The 22525-nt window shown below is 36.9% G+C and carries 22 protein-coding genes and 1 pseudogene; 14 read left to right on the forward strand and 9 right to left on the reverse strand.

All coding sequences use genetic code 11. The features are described from left to right. The gene (carB, locus tag PQ459_07930) at positions 1-3183 is read left to right on the forward strand and encodes a carbamoyl-phosphate synthase large subunit (protein WDF48396.1); all 3183 of its coding nucleotides are present in this window, start codon (positions 1-3) and stop codon (positions 3181-3183) included. Between the two features lie 66 nt (positions 3184-3249). Here carB and PQ459_07935 read toward each other — a convergent pair whose 3' ends face one another. Further along, a complete protein-coding gene (locus tag PQ459_07935) occupies positions 3250-4296 on the reverse strand; it encodes a hypothetical protein (protein WDF48397.1) in 1047 nt (348 codons plus the stop codon). A 165-nt stretch (positions 4297-4461) separates the two neighbouring features. On the opposite strand from PQ459_07935, the gene PQ459_07940 reads away from it, so the two are divergent. From PQ459_07940 to PQ459_07950, 3 genes are read left to right on the forward strand one after another with little or no spacing between them, the layout of a single operon-like run. Continuing rightward, positions 4462-4764, forward strand: a complete 303-nt coding sequence (locus PQ459_07940) for a hypothetical protein (GenBank protein WDF48398.1) — start codon at positions 4462-4464, stop codon at positions 4762-4764. A gap of 30 nt (positions 4765-4794) precedes the next feature. Next, complete coding sequence (locus PQ459_07945) at positions 4795-5334, forward strand: Crp/Fnr family transcriptional regulator (GenBank protein ID WDF48399.1); 540 nt, start codon at positions 4795-4797, stop codon at positions 5332-5334. A gap of 53 nt (positions 5335-5387) precedes the next feature. After that, positions 5388-5948, forward strand: coding sequence for a DinB family protein (locus PQ459_07950; GenBank protein ID WDF48400.1), 561 nt, complete (start codon positions 5388-5390; stop codon positions 5946-5948). Here PQ459_07950 and PQ459_07955 read toward each other — a convergent pair. Next, entirely contained in the window at positions 5929-7518 is a 1590-nt protein-coding gene (locus tag PQ459_07955; protein WDF48401.1) for a class I SAM-dependent methyltransferase, read from the reverse strand. The genes PQ459_07950 and PQ459_07955 overlap by 20 nt on opposite strands. A gap of 151 nt (positions 7519-7669) precedes the next feature. Here PQ459_07955 and PQ459_07960 point away from each other — a divergent pair. The 4 genes and pseudogenes from PQ459_07960 (at position 7670) to PQ459_07975 (ending at position 9819) form a co-directional block, all read left to right on the forward strand. After that, positions 7670-8155: pseudogene (locus tag PQ459_07960) on the forward strand (Ada metal-binding domain-containing protein). A gap of 30 nt (positions 8156-8185) precedes the next feature. Further along, positions 8186-8692 (forward strand): methylated-DNA--[protein]-cysteine S-methyltransferase, encoded by a 507-nt coding sequence (locus PQ459_07965; GenBank protein WDF48703.1) that lies wholly within the window; start codon positions 8186-8188, stop codon positions 8690-8692. 26 nt (positions 8693-8718) lie between these two features. Continuing rightward, positions 8719-9291, forward strand: coding sequence for a T9SS type A sorting domain-containing protein (locus PQ459_07970; protein ID WDF48402.1), 573 nt, complete (start codon positions 8719-8721; stop codon positions 9289-9291). 3 nt (positions 9292-9294) lie between these two features. Continuing rightward, positions 9295-9819 carry a GNAT family N-acetyltransferase gene (locus PQ459_07975; protein ID WDF48403.1) on the forward strand — a complete coding sequence of 175 codons (525 nt, stop codon included), beginning with the start codon at positions 9295-9297 and terminating at the stop codon, positions 9817-9819. 170 nt (positions 9820-9989) lie between these two features. Here the strand turns inward: PQ459_07975 and PQ459_07980 are convergent, their stop codons facing one another. The 3 genes from PQ459_07980 to PQ459_07990 form a co-directional block, all read right to left on the reverse strand. Beyond that, positions 9990-10373 carry a DUF3037 domain-containing protein gene (locus PQ459_07980; GenBank protein WDF48404.1) on the reverse strand — a complete coding sequence of 128 codons (384 nt, stop codon included), beginning with the start codon at positions 10371-10373 and terminating at the stop codon, positions 9990-9992. After that, complete coding sequence (locus PQ459_07985; GenBank protein WDF48405.1) at positions 10351-11139, reverse strand: aminotransferase class I and II; 789 nt, start codon at positions 11137-11139, stop codon at positions 10351-10353. The genes PQ459_07980 and PQ459_07985 overlap by 23 nt, the downstream gene beginning before the upstream one ends. Positions 11140-11267: 128 nt before the next feature. After that, positions 11268-13043, reverse strand: coding sequence for a T9SS type A sorting domain-containing protein (locus PQ459_07990; protein ID WDF48406.1), 1776 nt, complete (start codon positions 13041-13043; stop codon positions 11268-11270). Between the two features lie 181 nt (positions 13044-13224). Between PQ459_07990 and PQ459_07995 the strand changes: the two genes are divergently transcribed. From PQ459_07995 to PQ459_08005, 3 genes are all read left to right on the forward strand, one after another. After that, positions 13225-14208, forward strand: a complete 984-nt coding sequence (locus PQ459_07995; GenBank protein ID WDF48407.1) for a nitronate monooxygenase — start codon at positions 13225-13227, stop codon at positions 14206-14208. Between the two features lie 127 nt (positions 14209-14335). Further along, positions 14336-14764 (forward strand): DUF4268 domain-containing protein, encoded by a 429-nt coding sequence (locus PQ459_08000; GenBank protein WDF48408.1) that lies wholly within the window; start codon positions 14336-14338, stop codon positions 14762-14764. Positions 14765-14810: 46 nt separating this feature from the next. Continuing rightward, positions 14811-15047, forward strand: a complete 237-nt coding sequence (locus PQ459_08005) for a hypothetical protein (GenBank protein WDF48409.1) — start codon at positions 14811-14813, stop codon at positions 15045-15047. A gap of 28 nt (positions 15048-15075) precedes the next feature. Here PQ459_08005 and pnuC read toward each other — a convergent pair whose 3' ends face one another. Beyond that, positions 15076-15738: a nicotinamide riboside transporter PnuC gene (gene pnuC, locus PQ459_08010; GenBank protein WDF48410.1), complete on the reverse strand. Its 663-nt coding sequence runs from the start codon at positions 15736-15738 to the stop codon at positions 15076-15078. 176 nt (positions 15739-15914) lie between these two features. On the opposite strand from pnuC, the gene PQ459_08015 reads away from it, so the two are divergent. Then, complete coding sequence (locus PQ459_08015; protein ID WDF48411.1) at positions 15915-17558, forward strand: amino acid permease; 1644 nt, start codon at positions 15915-15917, stop codon at positions 17556-17558. A gap of 311 nt (positions 17559-17869) precedes the next feature. After that, on the forward strand, positions 17870-18889 hold the full coding sequence (locus PQ459_08020; protein ID WDF48412.1) for a glycosyl hydrolase: 1020 nt from the start codon (positions 17870-17872) through the stop codon (positions 18887-18889). Between the two features lie 20 nt (positions 18890-18909). Here PQ459_08020 and PQ459_08025 read toward each other — a convergent pair whose 3' ends face one another. Together PQ459_08025 and PQ459_08030 are read right to left on the reverse strand one after the other, a co-directional pair. Then, on the reverse strand, positions 18910-19743 hold the full coding sequence (locus PQ459_08025; protein WDF48413.1) for a GLPGLI family protein: 834 nt from the start codon (positions 19741-19743) through the stop codon (positions 18910-18912). Beyond that, entirely contained in the window at positions 19727-20893 is a 1167-nt protein-coding gene (locus PQ459_08030; protein ID WDF48414.1) for a hypothetical protein, read from the reverse strand. Before PQ459_08030 ends, PQ459_08025 begins: the two co-directional genes overlap by 17 nt. Before the next feature lie 207 nt (positions 20894-21100). On the opposite strand from PQ459_08030, the gene PQ459_08035 reads away from it, so the two are divergent. Further along, a complete protein-coding gene (locus tag PQ459_08035) occupies positions 21101-21754 on the forward strand; it encodes an HAD family hydrolase (protein ID WDF48704.1) in 654 nt (217 codons plus the stop codon). Here PQ459_08035 and PQ459_08040 read toward each other — a convergent pair. Further along, positions 21751-22455 carry a DUF421 domain-containing protein gene (locus PQ459_08040; GenBank protein WDF48415.1) on the reverse strand — a complete coding sequence of 235 codons (705 nt, stop codon included), beginning with the start codon at positions 22453-22455 and terminating at the stop codon, positions 21751-21753. The two genes, PQ459_08035 and PQ459_08040, sit on opposite strands and share 4 nt — an antisense overlap. Positions 22456-22525: the final 70 nt, after the last annotated feature.

Here is a 22525-nt window from a genome sequence, read left to right on the forward strand (position 1 = left end):
ATGGCAAAGCGTACAGACATAAAAACAATTTTAGTAATCGGCTCAGGTCCCATCATCATTGGCCAGGCGGCGGAATTTGATTATTCGGGGACACAAGCTTGTCTTTCCTTGAGAGAGGAAGGTTACAGCGTGATTCTAATCAATTCCAATCCGGCAACGATAATGACGGACAAAGAGATTGCCGACAAAGTTTATATCGAACCGATTTCTCTGGAATTTGTTTCCAGAATCATCAGAAAAGAACGTCCGGATGCATTGTTGCCAACTTTAGGTGGACAAACCGGACTTAATATGGCGGTTGAATTACAGAAATCCGGAATCTTGGAGGAATGTAAGGTGGAAGTTCTGGGAACCAAATTAGACGCTATCAATCAAGCCGAAGACAGAGACCTTTTCCGTGAATTGATGCACGAATTGAACGAGCCGGTTCCAGATTCCGACATCGTAACAACTGTTGAAGGCGCAATTGATTTTGCTAATAGAATCGGTTATCCGGTAATTGTTCGTCCCGCTTTTACAATGGGTGGAACAGGCGGTGGAATTGCTGCCACAGAACCCGAACTTCGTGAAATTGCTGAATTGGGATTGAAATATTCTCCCGTAACGCAATGTCTGATTGAGAAATCTATCGCAGGTTTCAAAGAAATCGAATACGAAGTGATGCGTGACAAAAACGACAACGCCATAGTGGTTTGTAATATGGAAAACATCGACCCGGTTGGTGTTCACACGGGAGATTCAATTGTTGTTGCGCCCTCGCAAACACTTTCTGACAGAGAATATCAGATGCTACGAAATGCATCACTCAAAATAATTCGAGCATTGGGAATCGAAGGTGGTTGCAACGTTCAGCTCGCTCTCGACCCGCATTCTTACCAATATTATATCATCGAAGTAAATCCGAGAGTCTCGCGTTCATCGGCTTTAGCAAGTAAGGCAACTGGTTATCCGATTGCGAAAATTGCTGCAAAAATTGCCGTTGGATTGACATTGGACGAAATCAAAAATCCTGTAACCGGAACGTCTTACGCTTGTTTCGAGCCAGCTTTGGATTATGTCGTGACCAAGTTTCCAAGATTCCCATTCGATAAATTTGAAACGGCTGACAGAAGATTGTCGACGCAAATGAAAGCGACGGGCGAAGTAATGGCCATCGGAAGAAATTTCGAAGAGTCTTTGCACAAAGCCATCCGTTCTTTGGAAACCGGACTTCGCCATTTGGGATTAAAAGCAAAACAAGCTTTAGCCCTTACCGACGAGGAAATTGAAAGAAGGATTCGCGTTTGTGATGACGAGAGATTGTTCATCATCGGTGACGCTTTGAGAAGAGGATACGATTGGGAACAGATTGTGGAATGGAGCAAAATCGATAAATTCTTCATCTGGAAAATCAAAAAATTAATTGATTTCGAAAAGACAATTGCAGATAACAAGTTTGAGAAGGAAACGCTTATCGAAGCTAAGAAATTAGGCTTTGCTGACCTAAATATCGCTCATCTTTGGGAAACGACACAACGTGAAGTTTTCAATTTCAGAAAAGAAAATGGTGTGATGCCGGTTTACAAAATGGTGGATACTTGCGCGGCAGAATTTGAATCTGAAACGCCTTATTTCTACGGAACTTACGAAGAAGAAAATGAAAGTGTGGTTTCTGACAAGGAAAAAATCATCGTTCTTGGTTCAGGTCCAATTAGAATTGGGCAAGGTGTTGAGTTCGATTATGCTACGGTTCATTCGGTTTGGGCGATTCAGCAGATGGGTTACGAGGCGATTATCATTAATAATAATCCGGAGACGGTTTCTACAGACTTCTCGATTGCTGACAAATTATACTTCGAACCTTTGGCGGAAGAAGACGTGATGAACATCATCGAACTTGAAAAACCAAAAGGTGTTGTGGTTCAGTTTGGCGGACAAACCGCTATTAATTTAGCAGATAAATTATCGGCTCACGCCGTTCAGATTTTGGGAACTTCACTCGAAGATTTGGATAGAGCGGAGAACAGAGATAAATTCGAGAAAGCGCTTCAGGAACTGGGAATCCCACAGCCTTTAGGAAAAACTTCGACTTCAAAAGAAGAAGCAATTGTGATTGCCAACGAAATTGGTTATCCGGTTTTGGTGCGTCCAAGTTATGTTTTGGGAGGTCGAGCTATGGAAATCGTTTATACGGAGAAGGAACTTTCGCATTATATGGAAAATGCGGTGGAAGCGAGCCCAGACCAGCCAGTTTTGATTGACCGATATTTGACAGGCCAAGAAGTCGAAGTAGATGCAATTTGCGACGGCGAAACGGTTGTCATTCCAGGGATTATGGAACATATCGAAAGAGCTGGTGTCCATTCCGGAGACTCAATCGCCGTTTATCCGCCACAACATTTGACGGAAACTCAAATCAAAACTTTAGAAGATTACACGATAAGATTAGCTAAAGGCTTGAATGTGATTGGATTAATGAACATCCAATACGTGATTTCCAAAGGTGAAGTTTTTGTAATAGAAGTGAATCCACGTTCGTCCAGAACCGTTCCTTTCCTATCCAAAATAACGGATGTTCCTATGGCAAATCTTGCAACCAAAGCAATTCTTGGGGCGAAACTCAAAGACTTGGGTTACACATCGGGATTGATTCCGAACAAAGAAGGCATTTTCGTGAAAGTTCCGGTTTTCTCTTTCAGCAAATTGACGAAAGTGGATATCTCTCTCGGACCAGAAATGAAATCGACAGGCGAAGTAATGGGCAAAGATTCAACCTTCGAAAAAGCCTTGTACAAAGGATTAATCGGTGCTGGAAGAAAAGTGCCGACACACGGTTCCATCTTATTCACAGTGGCTGACCAGGACAAGGAAGAAGCGTCTGAAATTGCGAGAAGATTCCATACGATTGGTTTCAGAATCTGGGCAACAGAAGGAACGGCGAAGTATTTCGAGGAAAAAGGAATCCAAACCAAAATCGGTTACAAGATTGGAGAGGAAGATGTCAATTTGATTGATTTGATTCAAAAAGGAAAAGTCCAATACGTTGTGAATACGACCACCAAAGGAAAACAAGCCGAAAGAGACGGTTTCCAAATCCGAAGAATGTCAGTTGAAAACGGTGTTCCTTGTTTAACGTCAATGGATACGGTTGAAGCGATTTTGAAGGTGATTGAGAGTATGACTTTTAAAATGGAGGCGATGTAATTTTAGGATTAAATATAATAAAGAAAGCGTTGTTAGATTTATTCTAACAACGCTTTCTTTTATTTATTATTTAATGGTTTTCCATTTTGGATTTTCTGAATTATCTGCAATCTTGAGAGGGATAAAAGTTTTAAAATCTTTTGTTTTGTATTCAATCAACATCGATGGGCAACAATTTGCATCATCTTCTTTGTACAAATTGGTTGACAAAAAATATTCATCACTGGTCTTTTTTATATCAGCTCCTGCTCTTCCTTCAAAACGGAAACCTTTCTTGACATATTTAGAAACTTTTTTAACGAAATTTTGGTCTTCATAAGGATAAACGGAAATGGGAATTATGTTATCGCCATCAATTTTATAATAATTTTCGAAGGTTCCTGCTGCATAACCGGAAGTTACACCAAATGCAATGATTTCGTTATTTACAACCTCATAAATTTGCGCTTCGCTGTCGTGCTTGGAAACTGGATTTGGAAAGTTGATATAATTTGGACTGAAGTTTTTCAACAATAATTCTTCAGTTTCTTCGGAGTTGTAATTCTTTTTGGCAAATTGCTCATTTAATTTTTGAATCACCAATTTTCTGCTTTCTGGTGAATAGATGCTGTTGAAAGGGTTTTTTTGAAACTCATAGTTTTCCCTATACTGCTCATAATCTTTTTTCACATCTCCTGTTTTGTCGGATGTATTGTCCAATATACTGGTAAAAAGTTTGTAATGTTTTGGGTCGTCTTTTTTCATTTTTTCCAAGCTTTCCTTTCGTTTTTTTTCTCTTTCCTTTTCAAGTGAAGCATATTCTTCAAAGGTCATCAGTTTTTCTTCTTTATCATTAGAAGTTTCTTCGTCAAATCCAAAATCGTTGCGTAACACGATTGAATCTGTAAATTTTTTCAGCAGATTATCAGAGTATTTTTTGGAATTAAAATTCTTTTTTATTTTTTCGAAAAGACTTGCTTTTAAATATTGACTATAAAATTCCTGTTGTTCATTTGCAGGTATCGAATTCTGCATATTTTGAAGTTCCGAAGTTGAATAAATGTTTGCTATTTTTTTTTGAGCAATCATAAAACCGCCTATCAGTACGGTAGAGAAGATAATTAGTTTTTTCATTGTAAATTTTCTGGAAAATTATATATAATTAATAAAACTTCCTTACGGTTTCCCGTAATGCGTAAAAAATATTTTGTCTTTATTATAAAATTTTTTGTACTATAAATATCTCTTATTTGCAGTTAGAATTAATCGTATTTTTGATTTCAAATAAATCATCAAAAAATGAAAGCAACAAACATTTTAATTTTAGCCATTTCCGCATTGTCAATTTTCTCCTGCAAGTCCGTTCACGACAGATTGCAAACAGGAACCATTGTGAGAGATTGTACGGGAACTTATGTCAGAGTCGCAGAAAACGAAGATTACTTGGTTTGCAATGCAGATATTTTAGCCACGAAAAATGATGGCGAAAAAGTATCAGTGATTTACGATTACACAAAAGAATGCGCAGAAAGGGACGGCAAAATAATGTGTATGATGTACCACGAAAACAAAGGAATGATAAGAGTTAAAAGCATAAAATAACTCCAAAATATTACAAATCCTCATCTGAAAATGAGGATTTTTTCTTTGGATATGATAATAGATTTATTGCAAAAAGAATTGCATTGGGAAACCAAAAAGCTGAAACGAAATGAATTTCTAAAAATTTCCGGGACCACAGATACAAATGTTTATTTGGTGGAAGAAGGAAGCGTTCGGATTTTCATTGATGATGATAACGAGGAACGCATCATCCGCTTCGGTTACAAAGGAAATATCATCGTTTCTCTGGATTCTTTTTTGTCGGATAAACCATCGGAATTTTATATTCAGGCGATTAAAAGTTCCATTTTCAAAGTAGCATCCAGAAAGGATTTTTATACATTTGTCAACTCAAATGTTGAACATCTGAAACTTTGGAATTCCATTCTGGAAGATTTGGTCTTGCAACAGATTGAGCGCGAAAAAGATTTGCTGTACAATTCTCCGAAAATCCGCTACGAAAGGGTTTGGAGGCGAAGTCCGAAATTATTCCAAGAAATCCCGAATAAATATATCGCCAAATACCTTCGGATGAGTCTGGAAACTTTGTCAAGGCTCAAAAAATCTTGAGTTCAGTCAAGATTTAAGAATGATTTTCTGAGGATATTTGTAAAAAATCATCAATGAAAATTTCGACTTCAAAATTAATTTCAGAATTAAAAAACATTACCCACGAAAATATTCAATTTGCAAAAACGCTTTTGGGTAAAGAGATTTCCGAACTCAATTTTCGAAATTCCGAAGAAAGTTGGAGCGTTTTGGAATGTCTGGAGCATCTCAACCGTTATGGTAATTTTTACATTCCCGAAATTGCCGACAGAATTTCGACTTCTAAGTTTCCTCCAAAAACTGAATTTTCATCTGGGATTTTAGGAGATTATTTTGCCAAAAGTATGCTTCCAAAAGAGAAGTTGAACAAAATGAAAACCTTCAAATCAATGAATCCAATCCACAGTAATTTGGACAAGGATGTTGTGAAAGAGTTCATCAATCAACAAAATCAATTGCTCGGTTTATTGGAACAATCGAATAGAATCAATTTAGAAAAAACCAAAACCTCAATCAGTATTTCAAAGCTCGTCAAACTCAAGTTGGGCGATACATTTCGCTTTGTCATCTATCATAATTTAAGGCATATTGAGCAAGCGAAAAATGTTTTGAAAATTATTTCTTCAACAAATTGATACTCACCGTCGCCAACTCAGAGTCCGGAAATTTCTTGAACAAATTGACGTCCGGTTCCAAACCAGATTCCTTGCAAATCCTGTGGAAAACATCGACTTCCAAAATGTATTGGTCAGAAAATCCGTGTGTCGCGTCGTACGCTGTGGAAGCTGTCAAACCAAGATTTTTCGAAGTGATTTCTGGCGAAAGTGTGTGAAGCTCAATCAAAAGCAAGCCAAATTTCTCAACATAAGGCGTCCATTTTTTGAGATGATTCAAAAGATTTTCTTCGACATCACGATTGGACAATCGTTTTCCTCGGAACGCAAATGCGCCTGTTGAAGTGCTGATTCTTTGGCTGTCGGTGTCCAAAACGTCTTCCCAAATTCGGTTATGGTCGAGGAATGTTCTGATGTTCAGCAAATCTCCCAATTCGATATTGTAGTCGGATTGCAAATCTTCGGCAAGTTGTTTCGGATTTCCAATGTCGCCCCAAATCACCTTTGCCCAAATGTCATTTTTGATGAGATTGGCGCGCGTTACTTTCAACGATGCTGGATTGTAATCTGCGCCAACCAAAAATAACGGATGTTCTTCCAAATATTTTCCGCGCAAAGTTTGTCTTTCTATGACTTCATAAAGATGTTGCAAAAGAGCGCCGTTTCCGCAACCCATATCCAAAATTCCCTTTGGTTGCTCATTGATTGGCCGGTTGAAAATCTCGATGATAAACTCATCAATCACTTTGAAGTAAGTCAAATGCGCGCCACCACTTCCCCAAACATTCATCTCGCGGTTCACGTGAATCTCGTCTTCGCCATCTTCAATTTCACGGATTTCTGAGGCTTTTCCGAAAATCAGATTGTCCAATTTTGAGAACATAGGAAGGTAAGAAACCGTTACGCCATAAGCTGTTGCGCGTCTCGCAAAGAAAAGTCCCGTTTCCGTGAATTGGAAATTATTTCCCTTTTTGGAAAACCAGCCGATTTCTGAAAGATAATTGAGGATGATTTCAAAATAATGCGGATTCTTGTGAAACTCTTCCGCGCTGAAACTCGCTTCCATAAAGTATTTGTGGAACATTCCACTCATTCCGAGTTTGATGATGATGGGACCAACCAGCGCACCTTCGATGTGTTTTTGGATTTGATATTTCAATGAATTTCCATCTACATTTTCCATCAAAAAAGATTTGTATTTTTCGAAGATTGCAATCCACTTTTTGCAGAGTTCTTCGGTCAGTTCTTTGGAATTGATGACGTTTGGGTCGGCCAGAAATTCTGCCAAATCACAGTAGATTTTTTGATAAGAAAATGCTTCTTCAGTTTTGGAATTGGCTGATATTTTCACAACATTCGTTTCATTATTCAAGTGATAATCCAGAAAACCTTGAGACGCCAAAACTCTCAGTGCAACATTCAAATAACCTTCATTGGAATTGAATTTTTCATTGATTTCAGAAAGTTCCAAAGTTTGTTTTTCGTTAATGAAATCTAAAATATTTTTCTTTGACAAAGCTGAAATCACTGGCGCTGTCACAATCCCATCCAAATGTCTGAAAATCGATTCCCGAAGTTTTTTCTTATCCATAAAACTGTTGATTTTGTGTTTTGGAAGATAATATTTTTCAGGAATATGAAAGAGAAAAATTGCTTGTTCATTTTTCGGTTGTCATCAAATTTCCAAAACGATTACATTTGTATCATTAATTATCATTTTTATGAAACCGAGTTTCGAACAGATGTACCAAGCTTCTTTCCAGAAAAATCCCGACTTCGAAGGTGTCTTTTGGATGGGCGTGAAAACGACCGGGATTTTTTGTCGCCCAACTTGTACTGCCAGAAAACCAAAACCTGAGAATGTTGAATTTTTTGATAATACAAAAGATGCCATTCTAAAAGGTTATCGACCGTGCAAAGTTTGTAAACCATTGGAAAATCCAGATGAAACGCCGATTGAAATTCAAAAGTTGATGTATGAATTGTCCGAAAATCCAGAACTAAAATTCAAAGATGTGGATTTGATCAGTCGTGGATTATTGCCTGCAACCGTAAAACGTTGGTTTCTAAAACACCACGGAATGACTTTCCACACTTTTCAAAGAACGTTTAAAATCAACTCGGCTTTCAAAAAACTTCAGCAAGGTGAGAATGTTTTGAATGTCGCTTTGGAAAATGGTTATGAAAGTTTGAGTGGTTTTAATGAAAGTTTCAAATCCATCATCGGAACTTCACCAAAAAATTCAAAGTTTGAAAAAATTGTAGACCTCAAAAGAATCGAAACACCGCTCGGAACTATGATTGCCTGCGCCAACGAAAATGGAATTTGTCTATTGGAATATTCCGACCGAAAATCACTTTCGAGAGAATTAGAGGAAATCTCAAAATACTTTAAAGCGAATATTATCCAAGGAGAAAATCCGCATTTCAAAACTCTGGAAACAGAATTGAGCGAATATTTCGAAGGCAAAAGATTGGATTTCACCGTTCCGCTTTCGCCAGTTGGAACAGATTTTCAAAAGAATGTCTGGCAAATTCTAAGAACCATTCCGTACGGAACGACGAGAAGTTACCAGCAACAAGCTGACATTCTTGGCAATCCAAAAGCTGTGCGCGCTGTTGCCAATGCGAATGGCCTTAATAAAATTTCAATTATTATCCCTTGTCACAGAGTAATCGGAACCAATGGAACTTTGACGGGTTATGGCGGTGGAATCTGGCGGAAGCAGAAACTTTTGGAATTGGAAAAAGCTATTTTGTTTTAATTATTTTAGATTTGTAAAAAAACACAATGAAACTAAAATTACTCTTTTTATCAATTTTCTTTTTTTGTTTTGCACAGTCACAAATTAGCATTTCCAGTCCGGTTGATGCTACAATTTGTGTTGATAACAATAGTGAATTTGTAAGCGTTAATCTTATGAATTATAATTCGCAGTTTTCGGATAATGTGAATTTTTCGTTTAAATATTTTTCAAATTTGAGTGATGCTCAAACAAATATAAACTCTATTCCGTCGCTACAAAATATATCAGGTTCAACGACATTTTATGTGAGAGTAGAAAGCCCGCAGGATGGTTTTGCGATAGGGTCTTTGAATATTATACTCAATGATAACTGCGAGATGTCCGTTTCTGAAATTGTATCAGGAAAAATTCAAATATATCCAAATCCTGTTGTTGATTTTATTATGATAAAAAGTGAAGAAAAATTTATCAAAGCTGATGTCTTTTCTTTATTAGGAACAAAATTGTCTTCTTCAAAAGATGCAAATGTTAACCTGTCAAAAGTAAAATCTGGAGTTTATATCTTGAAAGTTTTCACAGATAAATCTGAAAAATCGTTTAAAATTATAAAGAAGTAAATAATGAATTTCTCTGTTCAACCTATTCTCGAAAACGAAAATGTAAAACTCGTTCCGCTTGATCAAACTGATTTTGAGCAATTATTTTCTGTTGCTTCGGATCCTCTCGTTTGGGAACAACATCCGAACAAGGACCGCTACAAAAGGGAAATCTTCGAGAATTTTTTCAAAGGTGCGATGGAAAGTAGTGGTGCGTTCAAAATCATTGAGACAAACACAGGCGAAATTGCCGGAAGTACAAGGTTTTATGATTATAATTCTGATGATAACTCAATCTTCATTGGTTATACTTTCTACGGAAGGAAATTCTGGGGCTCAAAACTGAATCCACAGGTCAAGAAACTAATGCTGGATTATATTTTTCAATTCGTTGATAAAGTCAATTTCCACGTTGGGAAAGACAACATCCGTTCGCAAAAAGCGATGGAAAAATTGGGTGCGCAAAAAGTGGATGAAGTGAATGTTGCATATGCTTATGAACCAGAACGATTGAATGTCGTTTTTGAAATTAAAAAAGAGAATTATTAGAAGTTAGAGGTTTTTTTAAATTTCATCAAAATTATTTCCCCCAACCCTAAAGGGAGTAATTTCGATGAAATTTCTAATTGATTTTTGCTCCCTTTAGGTTTCGGGTAAACAAAAATCAATTAGAAAAAAATATTAGGTCTTCTACACAGAATCTTTTCGTTCAAAATTTTTCACAAAACCAATTCCTCGAACAATCTCTCAAAAGTCTTCTCCAAATCCAAGCTCGCTCCAGGATGCGGGCGAGAAGTCTGAATGATAGAACTCTTCACAGCGGTCAACCATCGGAAACGCTCGGGAATTTCGAGTTGCGCAATGGAGCCAGCCGACTTTTCGCCATTGGCAATATTGACAAAAGATTCCAAATGTTTCTTCACATCATCAAAATCAATTTTCGAGTGGATTACCCGAAATTTCTCCTCACAAAGATGAATTTTCACCTTGATGAATTTCTCTCTTTTTGAGAATAAAATCAAGCCGACGTTGAAAAATTCCTCACGCTCAGGCTTTGGTACCAGGCGGATCACCGCGTACTCATATAACTTTTGCTCTTGCATTTTTGGCTTCATTTAAAAAGTTATCAGAATGGTCTCGTCTCAAAGTCAGAAATTGAAAGTAAACATTTTTTATTTCAGTCGGCGTCAGTTCGGTATCGTTCCATTGCAACCAATCTTCAGGAATTAGTTCTACGATCTCTCTCAAAACGTCGTCCGTCAATATCGCTTTGAATCTTTCATTGGCAGAATCCAATTCAGAAGCTTGAGGCAACAAAACGTGGTCTTTGATCATCACAAACGGACTCACGGCATTCTTCTCCCAATTGTCCCAAGAATGGTGGAAGTAGAGCGAGGCACCGTTGTCAATCAGCCACAATTCCTTGTGCCACATCAGCATATTCGTATTTCGGAAAGTACGGTCGATATTGGTGAGGAATGCATCCAGCCAAACAATCTCGGAAGACAATTTCGCATCGATTTTCACTGCGCCAGGATCGTAAGTGATGGCGCCGGAAAGATAATGCAAAGCGAGATTCAGTCCGCAACTACCCTTCAAAAGGTCCTGGATCTCTTCATCGGCCTCACTTCTCCCAAAATCCACGGAAAGATTCGCAAACACCAATTCTGGAATTCGGAATCCCAAAACCTGCGAGATTTTCCCACCGATCAATTCCGAGATCAAAGCTTTGACGCCGTGTCCAGCACCTCGAAACTTCAACACATATTTGAAATCGTCGTCCGCTTCCGCCAACGCTGGCAGAGAACCACCTTCCCGTAAGGGCAGGATGTAGCGGGTTACCGTAACTGTTCTTAAGGATAAGTCCAATTTATAATTTTTTGTAAAAATAGGGATTTGTGAAGCGTTATTTCAAATTATATTTTTAGTAATTTCTGCGATCAGGTTTAAAAAAAAGACTGTCAATCAGACAGTCTTTAGTATAGAATTTATTTTGATTATTTTTTGATTATTTTCAAGGATTCTGATTGTTTATCAGTGTTCACTTTCAGAATATAGACACCGGCTGGTAGAACTTTCATATCAATAGAACCTTTCTCAGAATTAAGTTCAATATTTTTCATTAATTGTCCGGAAGCATTGTAGATATCTACATTTTTGATTTTGCTGGTATTGGTAATTTGCAGGTAATCTGTAACAGGATTAGGATAATAGCTGATTCTTGCTTTATTGACATCATGAATTGCAAGTGTTACATCTGTGAATTCATTTCCACCTAAATCAGGCGTTGTAGTACTTCTGGTGTTTCCATCTATATCCAGAGCTACCTCTGCAATAGGAGTGCCTTTATTATCTAATGCTGCATTGCCAGTAGTGGCCAGATGGAGATCTGTAGCGGATACAAATGCTGGAAGAATGTTAAGGGAATTCACGTTTCCTCCAAATCCTGTCTGTATTGCGGCGAGATTAATTCTTGCCGATCCGATGTAACCTAAGTTGGTTCCGGTAGAGTAATAATCGTTGTAATTTATATTAGAGTACACAGTGTTTGCAGCTCCCGAATATATAGCATATCTGTCTCCTGCCTGGGTTTGCTTGTTTACAAAGATATTATTTCTGATATCGATTGATGCAGCGGTAGTTACAGTACTTAAAATATTTAGTGCGGAAGGGCGCCCGGCATTGGTCTGGTTTGTATCCATCACCACAGTATTGTAGTAAAGTTTAAACCCTCCACCATTACCAATCACGATACCGTTCCCGTTATCCGCTAGCCCGCCGCCTAAAGAATAGCCAGTCCCTGCGATATCATTAATGAAGTTGTTATATATTAATAAATTGGATGCGGGCACATTTGAATTGATATATAGTCCTACCGCTCCATAGCCCGCAGTGTTTGGCTGTTTAATATCTGAGATTTTATTGTTGAAAATTTGTCCATTAGTCACTGCTGCACCTACTAAAATACCTTGTGCTGTACCGGTCGAAGTTGCAGGCAAAGCAACCCCTTTTATAATATTTCCGCTAACTTCAAAGTTTTTGGCATTTTGAACAGCAATACCTCTGAACAACATTTTATCTGCAGCAACGGTTGAGCCTATTTCATTATTTCTAATAATCCAGCCAGTATCTGTATTGGTTGCATTACCAACACCGAAAATTCCGTTTTGCGCTCTTGCGAAAGTATTATTGATTGCAGAAAAATTATTATTTGGAAATTCAGCCGCACCCAACGCCGTTCCCGATATGATTACAGCTCCAACTGTTCCAGCGCTTGTAGATCCTGAAAAATTAGTATTCTTGAGCGTAACATTTTCTGCCCCGTCTGTAGTTGTTGAAGATACCCAAAGTGCTACTGGATTTGTACCTGTTGTAGCAACATACGTTGTGTTGATGCTAAGGTTTCTGGAAGAACTTCCGTTGTTGCTGCCATCTATAGTCACATTATCAGCTCCAAAGAATCTGATAGTTGCAACTGGACTTGCACTTGTAATTGTTGCATTTACACCTGTTGCAGGTTTGATCAGGACTGAAGTGTAACTGGATGTCCCCGCGCTTGCATTTAAAACAGCAGTTGTGGTTTCTGTTGTGTCACCAGTAACATTGATGATAATAGCACCTTGATGTGTTCCTGCATTAATTGCATCGAATGCACCCTTTAAAGTGGTATAGCTTCCTGTGGATGTGCCGGAAGTCGCACTTACATTCACTTGGGCTTGCAAATTGTTTGCAAGAAAACCCAACACTGCTAAAGATAGTAGAGTTTTTTTCATAAAATAATATATATAATAGTTTGTTGTTGTGAATTTAATAAAAATATTAGATATATAGAATTAGATTTACATTAATTTTTTAAAATAATTATTTTGCAGTGATTTGAGGCGTCGAAAAGATTATTTGATAACTGGTTAATCCTACCAAAATCTTTTTTTACTTTTGGGAAAAATAAAATCAATGTCCAGCTTCATAGACTTCGGAATTGCCTCAAAACAATATCACGGAATGAACAAAATCACACAGCTTTTCAACATCAAATATCCAATCATTCAAGGTGGAATGATTTGGCACTCAGGATGGAAGTTGGCTTCCGCCGTTTCAAACAATGGCGGATTGGGATTGATAGGTTCTGCCAGTATGTATCCCGATATTCTGAGAGAAAATATTCAGAAATGTAAACAAGCGACGGACAAACCTTTTGGTGTCAATATCGCTTTGCTTTATCCAAATATTGAAGAGATCATCAACATCATTCTGGAAGAGGGCGTAAAAATCGTTTTCACATCAGCAGGAAATCCAAAAACCTACACCGAAACTCTAAAGAAAGAAGGCATCAAGGTTGCTCACGTGGTGGCGAGTTCCAAATTTGCAGTGAAATGTCAAGATGCAGGCGTAGATGCTGTTGTAGCAGAAGGTTTCGAAGCGGGTGGACATAATGGTAGAGAAGAGACAACAACACTTTGCCTAATTCCAAATGTCAAAAAACATATCGATATTCCACTCATCGCAGCGGGCGGAATTGGACTGGGAAGTCAGATGAAAGCAGCGATGATTCTTGGCGCAGACGGCGTTCAAATTGGTTCTCGTTTCGCAGCAACAGTTGAAGCAAGTTCGCACGATAATTTCAAACATAAAATCACGGAATTGAAAGAAGGCGACACGCAATTGACTTTGAAGGAATTGGCGCCAGTAAGATTAATTAAAAATAAATTCTACCACGATTTGGAAGGCCTTTACGACTCTGGCAGAAATGTTGAAGCGTTGAAAGCAACTTTGGGAAGAGCTCGCGCAAAACTTGGGATGTTTGAAGGTGATCTCACGGAAGGTGAATTGGAGATCGGACAAGTTTCTGCTTTGATTGATGAAATTCTTCCCGTAGAAAAAGTCTTTCAAAATTTAATCAAGGAATTCAACGAAGCAAAAGTAGATTTGACTTTATAAGAAGTAAGATAAAAGGCAAAAGAGTCAAGGAAAAATTATTTTAAAAAGCCTTCGAGAGCCTCAGCCTGAGAAAGCCGAATTACAAATCATTTATCAATCATCATTTATCAATCATCAATCATCATTTATGTTTTCAAAGCAAGAAGCACAACAACTCAAGACAGAATTCTGGACGGCTTTCGGAAAGGCTTTTCCGAGGAAATGGTTGTTGTACGATACCAAGATCAAGGATTTTTCTTTCAAGTTTTCTGCTGATAACAAAAAAGCGGAGGTCTCAATTGATATTGAAATGAAGGATGAACTCTTCAGAAATGCCTACTTCGAGAAGTTTCAGTCTTTGGAAGATCTGTTGAAAGATGAGATCGGCGAATTCCAGATGGATGAATTTTACACTTTGGAAAGTGGAAAAGTCATCAGCAGAATTTGGGTGGAAAAACACAATGTCAGTATTTTTAATAAGCAAACCTGGCCAGACACTTTTGAATTCTTTGTCGAGAAAATGAATGCCTTCGAAATATTCTATTATGAATATGAGGATTTTATAAAATCAGTTTAAAACAAAATTCATTATACTTTTTACATTCTACATTTTACAATTAACAATGAAAAAAATTACAATAAAAGCCAACGACTTCTTCGAACTACTCAAACTTAAAGGCGAATCGATGTGGGATATTTTCGCACAATTAATTGATGATGAGGAAAAGGAAATCACTTTTGTAGATGACAAAAACGAATATCTTTTCCATTACATTTTGCCAACAACCTTAGAGAAACTTCAGCAAGATAAAGAGGTTTTCGCAAAAGAATATGGCGACAAGTTATCAGGAGCTAACTAAAAATTATCAGTTTCGGCAAGAGGGAATTTCAAATTTTTGCTAGGCTTTTCTTCCATTCCACATAACCTATGATGGCCATTATCGTAAAAATAACGTATTGGATAGACGTGATGGCTAAGCCTTTCTGATACATCATCGGAACACAAATGATATCTGCTACAATCCAGAAAATCCAATTCTCGATGTTTCTTTTGGCCATAAAATACATTCCGACGAAAAACATAGAAGCCGTAAGAATATCTGTGTAATTCGCCCAATCTAAGTGGTAAAGTCCCATCTGTACGTTTTCCATAGAAAATTTATTATCAATAAAAGGCTTGTAATAATAAATGATTCCGATCAAAATCAAACTGCCTACAAACAGCAGACTTCCTTCCTTCCATTCTTTCGCACTGGCCTTTTTGATTGCCACATGAATATCGTCTTCCGAATTTTTTGACCAAAGAATCCAGCCGTAGATGCTCATTACACTGTAATAAAAGTTAATGAGCATATCGCCCAACAGACCAAATTTGTATGTAATATATATGAAAAGTACTGTGGATATGATGCCGGTAGGATAAACCCAGATATTCTGTCTGATTGAGAAAAAAACACTCAGTAATCCAAAAATAACGGCAATCGCTTCAAAATAAATAAGATAAGTCTCGTAGGAACTGTACTGCGCAGTGAGAGTTTGTAAAAAATCCATTTTCAAAGATAATTATTAAGCGTCAGAAAGTCTGGTAAAATCTGGAATTAATACAAATAAGTAAAATTATTTAGTTAAAAAAAGTTAAGGATGACATTTTTTTAATATTTTCGTAATTCAAAACAAACAAACAGAAGAAAAGCCCCTCAATTTTTTGGGGATTAAAAAATTAAATTATGGCAAACATTTGGATTAAGAAGCCAATGGAAGCGTACGAAGCAGACATCAAAAAAAGTCAGCTGAAACGCGTATTGGGGAAATGGAGTTTAACGGCTATTGGAATTGGTGCTATCATTGGGGGTGGCATTTTTGTTTTAACAGGTACAGGAGCTTATTATAATGCTGGTCCGGCTTTGGCACTTTCATTCGTTGTGGCTGGGATTGCCTGCGTTTTTGCAGCACTTTGTTATGCAGAATTTGCTTCAATACTTCCGGTAGAAGGTTCAGCTTACGCTTATGCTTACGGAACAGTTGGAGAGATCTTCGCTTGGATCATCGGTTGGGGATTGATTTTGGAATATGCAATGGGATCTATGACGGTTGCTGTCTCGTGGTCCGGTTATTTTGCGAAACTGCTCAAGATGTTCGGTTTGCATCTGCCATACTGGATGACTACAGATCCCGGGACAGCTAACAAAGCCTTTGGAGAAGCTACTTCACAGATTGCTGCAGGAGGATTGCCATTAGAAAAATTACAAGCGTTTCAGGAAACTATCAATAATTTCAATGCAGCGCCTGAACTCTTGAATTTCAAATTGTTCTTGAACTTACCTGCATTACTAATCGTTTTGGTAGTTATTTCAATCTTAGTAAGAGGAACAAAAGGAGCCGCAAAAGCCAACAACTTTATTGTTATCTTAAAAGTTTCTGCTATTATTTTCGTGATTGTAGCCGGCGTATTTTTTATCAATGTTGAAAACTGGACACCTTTCATTCCGGAAGCTACAACGATAATTGAGAACGGAAAATCCGAACCAGCTTATGGTTACAGCGGGATTATTGCCGGTGCAGCTGCTATTTTCTTTGCTTACGTAGGCTTTGATGCCGTTTCTACACAGGCAGGAGAGGCGATCAATCCGAAGAAAGACGTTCCTTTTGCAATCATCACTTCATTGGTAGTTTGTACTGTTTTATACATATTGGTTTCATTGGTACTAACAGGAATGATGCATTACACGGACTTCAATCCACTAGGTAAATATCCGGACGCCATCAAAGCACCTGTGGCTTACGCCTTTGATATCGCAGGACAGGCTTGGGCAGGCTACATCATCACGATTGCAGCTACAGTAGGTTTGATCTCAGTTTTAATGGTAATGATTATGGGACAATCCAGAATTTTCCTAGGAATGTCAAAAGATGGTTTGATTCCTTCCACTTTCTCAAAAGTAGATGCAGAAGCAGGCGTTCCGAAAAAGAATCTTTACATCTTGGGCGCAGTGATTGCAGTAGTTGCAGCATTCACGCCAATTAATGATTTGGCGCATATGACCAGTTTCGGGACATTATTTGCCTTCACAATGGTTTGCGTAGCCGTTTGGATCCTAAGAAAGAAAGAACCGAATCTGCAAAGAAACTTCAAAGTTCCAATGCTGCCGGTTGTTGCAACTTTAGGGATTTTGATCAACGTTTATTTGATTTTCAACCTTAGTCCGGAAGCTCAGAAATATTCATTGATCTGGCTAGCTCTAGGATTTGTGATTTATTTCCTTTACAGTAAGAAAAATTCCAAGATGCAGAATGGCGGATTTGGAGAGACTTTCAAGGCAGAACAGACACCTTTGGAAGAAGTGGACGTCGATATAGACAACAAACATTAAGAATATAAATTCCGCCTCGTGCGGAATTTTTTTTTGGAGCTTAATCCCGCTATCCGCTATTACTCCTCGCGCCAAGGCTTTTCCCATCGCTTGCTGTGGGGTAACCGCTACTATCGGGGCTATGGGTTTTGTTTTTCAATCAAATTTTGCCACAGTTGAAGATATTTGACATAAATTTTATAAAAAATAATATGCGCATAATTGCAATGAGGTTCCAAATAAGCCAATAAATAAATTACACTGTCATGCTGAGGTTCTCGAAGCATACAATAAATTAACTAACTTTTCCAAACTTTCATTAAATTTATAAAATGAAAAAACTAAGTTTACTTCTACTGTTGATTTCAATATTCTGTTATTCTCAGAACTTCAAAATCGATACATTATTGAGAGATAAGATCAGCATCCGAGCCATTCAAATTTGGGATGGGAAAGTTTGGTACGCAGGGACAGATTCCAAGTTTGGTTATGTGAATATGAAAGATAAATCTGATAAGAAGCAAATTGTGTTTTCTCAAAAACCATTACAATTCAGAACGTTGGGGCAGAACAAAAATAATTTCTATACAATTAATATAGAAAGTCCAGCTTACTTTTTTCAGATTGATAAGAAAACTTTAGATTTTAAAGTTGTTTTTAATGATAACGATAGTACAGCTTTTTATGATGTATTAAAATTTGTTGACAACGACTTCGGAATTGCCTTCAGTGATCCAACCAATAATCAACGTCTAAATATTTCTCAAACCAGAAATGGCGGAAAAAAGTGGGTGCACTGTAATGATTGCAAAAATTTCCCTTACTTAGAAAAGGGCGAAGCTGCATTTGCAGCAAGTAATACAAATATTGCAAGTGCTGGCGATGCAATTTGGATTGCGACAGGAGGTAAAAAATCCAGAATTTACAGAATGAGAAACAAAGATTGTGATTGGAAAGTTTTCGAAACACCATTCACTCAAGGAACATCATCACAAGGCATCTATTCCATAGATTTCTACGACAAAAATTTAGGAATTGCAGTCGGTGGAGATTACACAAAACAAGCAGATAATATCAACAATATCGCCACCACAAACGACGGCGGACAAACCTGGCAAATCCAAGCCAGCGGACAAAATGCGGGTTATATGACCTGCGTCAAATTCCGTCCGAAAACCAAAGGCAAAGAAATCGTTGCAGTCGGCGATCAACACATCAGTTTCTCAACAGACTATGGCAAAACGTGGACGAAAATCTCAGACGAAAAAAATCTCTACGCCTGCGAATGGCTAAATCACGATACGTTGATTTTAGCAGGAAAAGGTAAAATATTAAGACTGAAATTCGATTAGAAAAATTAATTTTATGGCTATCAAGGATAGTTTATAGCTTTGTCCAATTCGATTGGATTATTATATTTCTTGATAACATTGCGAAGTTGATTGTTGATTTCTCTCTGATTTTGAGAGTTAACAACTGTTCCATCATTTAAAAAGAAGTCATCATTTTTTGAGTTACCGATTCCATTTTGGATAAAGCTGACAGGAGATTCGTAATAGTTCAGTTTCATTGCTTTATACTTTTTCCAATCTACGGCGATGCTCATCTGTCTAGACATTTCTATGAATTGATTCTCTTCTGGGTTTGCGATTTTTTCAGATTTAGCCAATTCAAAACGGTAATTGTTTTTATCATCAGAAAGTTCAATGATTAGACCCGGCAAACCGTGGAATTTATTCGGACCCTCTGGAAATGGTAAACTTGTTGTGAACCACGCAATCCAATGTCTTCCGCCCCAAGTTGTGGTAGCTTTTTGTAATATTAAATTTTTAATCTGTTTCTTTTCATCGGTCAATTTCCAGTTTTGGCTGTTCTCAGTTTTTAGATTCAGAACTGTATTTTCTATCAGGTCATATTCCTCAAACTGATTACTTCCAATCTTGTGAGCGATGATGTTAGAAGTATTTAGTTTCATTTCCTTAGGAAAAGGAATATTGTTATTAATTAATGAATCTGCGAGATAAAAATCCCGAGTGTAGAAAAGCGTTTCAGACTTGTTAATATCCAAGATGTAATTTTCCTTCGTAGTAACCTCAGATGTAGAATCTTTTTTATAAATCACATCATATATGAAACGGTGAGTTTGCCCTTTTGCAAAATTGGTAAGCATTACCAATGCTAAAAAAATATTAATCCTGTATCTCATTCGATTTTTCATTGATGAATTCTTCTTCTTCTTTCGATAAAAGTATTTCGCCTTTATCATTACTCATCTTCAAATCTTGCCAATAATCTTGGTTGATTTTGACTGGATTTTGAACACCTTCTGACGTTGATTTTGCAAAATTTTTGAAAATAATCTCTCTTGCAGAACGTTTCTCATAAATTTTATCTCCGACATAAGTTTTTAATTTTTCTACCGCAAAACCAATTTTCGATGGCACATAGCGGTCTCCATTTTTATAATAATCAAAACTAAGAATTCCATCTCCTAATTGTCGTAGATATTCTACACCATCCTCATCTTTTAATGATAAAGGTTTGGTAGAACTTTGATTGAAATGTAGGTCAAAATGCGTGATGGCTTTATCTATTTTATTATACAAAATCCGTCCCTTGTAAATATGAGTAGAATCTAATTTGATAAGAAAAGAAATGTCTTGTTCTGTTCCATTATCGTCTAACAGCTTTCCTGATGTTTTTGACCTTTTCAATTCAGCAAACCTCAAGGTTCGGAAAAGTTCAAAACTTAAGAACAAATCTCCGATGTTATCTTGAGTAGTATTTTGTTTTTTTACTTTGATTTTATTCTCATAAGTTTCGGATTTCAAGTATCGCAAATCATCTAGCTGGAGTTGAACGAAATTATCAAATCTGTTGTTGATAGCTTCTTTTGGATAATAGGTTCCATCTTTACTCCAGAATTTTCCATCAGCAATCATCAGAAGTTTCATTTGGTTATTTTCGAAAGCTCTTTGTTTTATCGTGATGTCATAAAGTTGAGGTTGGTCATAATAGATTTTGGAGTAATTGTCAGAAACATCTTTCAATATTTTTTTGATGTCGATGGAAACAATTTTTACTTCATCAATATTTTGATATTTTGGTTTTAAACTAATTGTTGGTTTGTAATTTTTCACTGTTTCCGACAAATAACCAATTGCAGAAATCTCTTGTTTATCATTATTTTCTGGTAAGAGAATAAAGCCATCATCATTGGAATAATAAACATTTTGGTTGGAGATGATTCTGGCATTAGGAATTGGTTTGGATGTCTCGGAATCTAAAATCTGTACTTTCTGTTGAGCGAGGAAAAGAATGGGAAATTGTAAAAAGATAAATAGTATTCTTTTCATATAAAATGGTTTTAATTTTTATAAAATTACTTTAAATACAACGCTTCTTGTTATAATATATTACTAAAATTGATTTGCTAAATGTTAATTTATACCAATTAATTAGAGCTTAAAATTGATAATTTGAATCGTAGTTAATCAAAACAACCAATATATAATCACTATTTTTGCACCAAATTAATGAAACTGAATAGAGGAAAGTTACGAATGAAAAACACGGTTATTTTTGATATGGACGGCGTGATTGTAGATACAGAGCCACTTCACAAGAAAGCTTACTACCAACATTTCGCAGAATTGAACATCGAGATTGACGCTGAATTATTCTCAAAATTCACAGGCAAATCTACCCGAAACGTCTATCAAATGGTCAAAGATATTTTCGGCATCGATACAGCAACGGAAGTATTAATTCAAAGGAAAAGGACTATTTTTTATGATCTTTTCGATACAGATCCAGCACTCAAATTATTGGATGGCGTAGAAACTTTGATTAATCAACTTCATTCCCAAAATTTCCAATTAATCTTAGCATCTTCTGCTGCAAAAACGACAATCGACAGAGTTTTTAAGCGTTTCAATTTATTTCCGTTTTTTACATTTCTCGTAAGTGGAGAAGATTTCCCGGAATCAAAACCGCACCCTGCAATCTTCATAGAAGCACAGAGGCTTTCCGGAAATGACAAATCAAATTGTATAGTGATAGAAGACAGTACCAACGGAATCTTGGCAGCCAATGGCGCAGAAATATTTTGTGTTGGATATAAAAGTGCCAACAGTAAAAATCAAAACTACGCCTTGGCAGATTTGGTTATCCATCATTTTGATGAGTTGGATGTTGAGAAACTAAAAATTCTTTAGGAAATTCTTTTTTTGTTAGAAGATTCCACCCATTCATCTTTGCCACAAACTTTGCATTGGCTTTTGTTGTGTATTTCAAATTCTTGAGTGTAACCGCAAAAGCTGCAGGAATAATATGAGTTTTTAGCAAATGTTTTAATGGCTTTGTCCAGAGAATTTGGCATAATCGGCAGACCGTATTTCACGTCCTTGTCCTCATAATAGAAAACACTGATCTCACCCGAAATTTCCTCAATTGCTTTTTCGATTTGACCAAGATGAGAAACACCTTTCAATCTTAATTCTGCAAAGAATTCGTCTTCGCCAAGTGCTTCTTTTTTAAAGTCTTTTATGCAGAAAACGCCTTGATCAATTAAACAAATTGGTTTTCCTTCAACCAATTTTTCAAACTTTTTACTTTTGCTGATAATATAAGTGATAATGCTGTAAAGACTGATGATCATTGTGAAAACCACCAACGCAGGCATAATTCCGACGTCTTTGTAAAACATCGGATCTCCAGCCGCTGAACCTAATCCGATAATTACAACCAGCTCAAAAACTGACAATTGTTTTACACCTCGTTTCCCAAGAAGCCGAAGTCCGAAGATAATAATGAAGAACATAATACTCGTTCTCAGAATGGTCTCCAAAAGGAAACTCCATTCTTCAGAACCGAGTAGAATTTGTTTAAGGTCGAATGAATCGCTGGTGAGAAACATAGTTTTTTTGAGTAGCTATGTCAAAAAATACGCCAGAGGAAAATTGATAGTTTTTTTATAATTTGATAAT

This window comes from Chryseobacterium sp. KACC 21268 (assembly GCA_028736075.1).
Lineage (GTDB): Bacteria > Bacteroidota > Bacteroidia > Flavobacteriales > Weeksellaceae > Epilithonimonas.

What these genes read in the sequence shown, in the direction of transcription:
- PQ459_07950 (WDF48400.1), top strand. Translation starts at nt 5,388, where the DNA reads ATGAAAATTTCGACTTCAAAATTAATTTCAGAATTAAAAAACATTACC.
- PQ459_07970 (WDF48402.1), top strand. Translation starts at nt 8,719, where the DNA reads ATGAAACTAAAATTACTCTTTTTATCAATTTTCTTTTTTTGTTTTGCA.
- PQ459_08005 (WDF48409.1), top strand. Translation starts at nt 14,811, where the DNA reads ATGAAAAAAATTACAATAAAAGCCAACGACTTCTTCGAACTACTCAAA.
- PQ459_08030 (WDF48414.1), bottom strand. Translation starts at nt 20,893, where the DNA reads ATGAAAAGAATACTATTTATCTTTTTACAATTTCCCATTCTTTTCCTC.
- PQ459_08040 (WDF48415.1), bottom strand. Translation starts at nt 22,455, where the DNA reads ATGTTTCTCACCAGCGATTCATTCGACCTTAAACAAATTCTACTCGGT.
- PQ459_08025 (WDF48413.1), bottom strand. Translation starts at nt 19,743, where the DNA reads ATGAGATACAGGATTAATATTTTTTTAGCATTGGTAATGCTTACCAAT.
- PQ459_07980 (WDF48404.1), bottom strand. Translation starts at nt 10,373, where the DNA reads ATGCAAGAGCAAAAGTTATATGAGTACGCGGTGATCCGCCTGGTACCA.
- PQ459_08000 (WDF48408.1), top strand. Translation starts at nt 14,336, where the DNA reads ATGTTTTCAAAGCAAGAAGCACAACAACTCAAGACAGAATTCTGGACG.
- PQ459_07995 (WDF48407.1), top strand. Translation starts at nt 13,225, where the DNA reads ATGTCCAGCTTCATAGACTTCGGAATTGCCTCAAAACAATATCACGGA.
- PQ459_07935 (WDF48397.1), bottom strand. Translation starts at nt 4,296, where the DNA reads ATGAAAAAACTAATTATCTTCTCTACCGTACTGATAGGCGGTTTTATG.
- PQ459_08020 (WDF48412.1), top strand. Translation starts at nt 17,870, where the DNA reads ATGAAAAAACTAAGTTTACTTCTACTGTTGATTTCAATATTCTGTTAT.
- PQ459_07955 (WDF48401.1), bottom strand. Translation starts at nt 7,518, where the DNA reads ATGGATAAGAAAAAACTTCGGGAATCGATTTTCAGACATTTGGATGGG.
- carB (WDF48396.1), top strand. Translation starts at nt 1, where the DNA reads ATGGCAAAGCGTACAGACATAAAAACAATTTTAGTAATCGGCTCAGGT.
- PQ459_08035 (WDF48704.1), top strand. Translation starts at nt 21,101, where the DNA reads ATGAAAAACACGGTTATTTTTGATATGGACGGCGTGATTGTAGATACA.
- PQ459_07975 (WDF48403.1), top strand. Translation starts at nt 9,295, where the DNA reads ATGAATTTCTCTGTTCAACCTATTCTCGAAAACGAAAATGTAAAACTC.
- pnuC (WDF48410.1), bottom strand. Translation starts at nt 15,738, where the DNA reads ATGGATTTTTTACAAACTCTCACTGCGCAGTACAGTTCCTACGAGACT.
- PQ459_07945 (WDF48399.1), top strand. Translation starts at nt 4,795, where the DNA reads ATGAGGATTTTTTCTTTGGATATGATAATAGATTTATTGCAAAAAGAA.
- PQ459_07990 (WDF48406.1), bottom strand. Translation starts at nt 13,043, where the DNA reads ATGAAAAAAACTCTACTATCTTTAGCAGTGTTGGGTTTTCTTGCAAAC.
- PQ459_07940 (WDF48398.1), top strand. Translation starts at nt 4,462, where the DNA reads ATGAAAGCAACAAACATTTTAATTTTAGCCATTTCCGCATTGTCAATT.
- PQ459_08015 (WDF48411.1), top strand. Translation starts at nt 15,915, where the DNA reads ATGGCAAACATTTGGATTAAGAAGCCAATGGAAGCGTACGAAGCAGAC.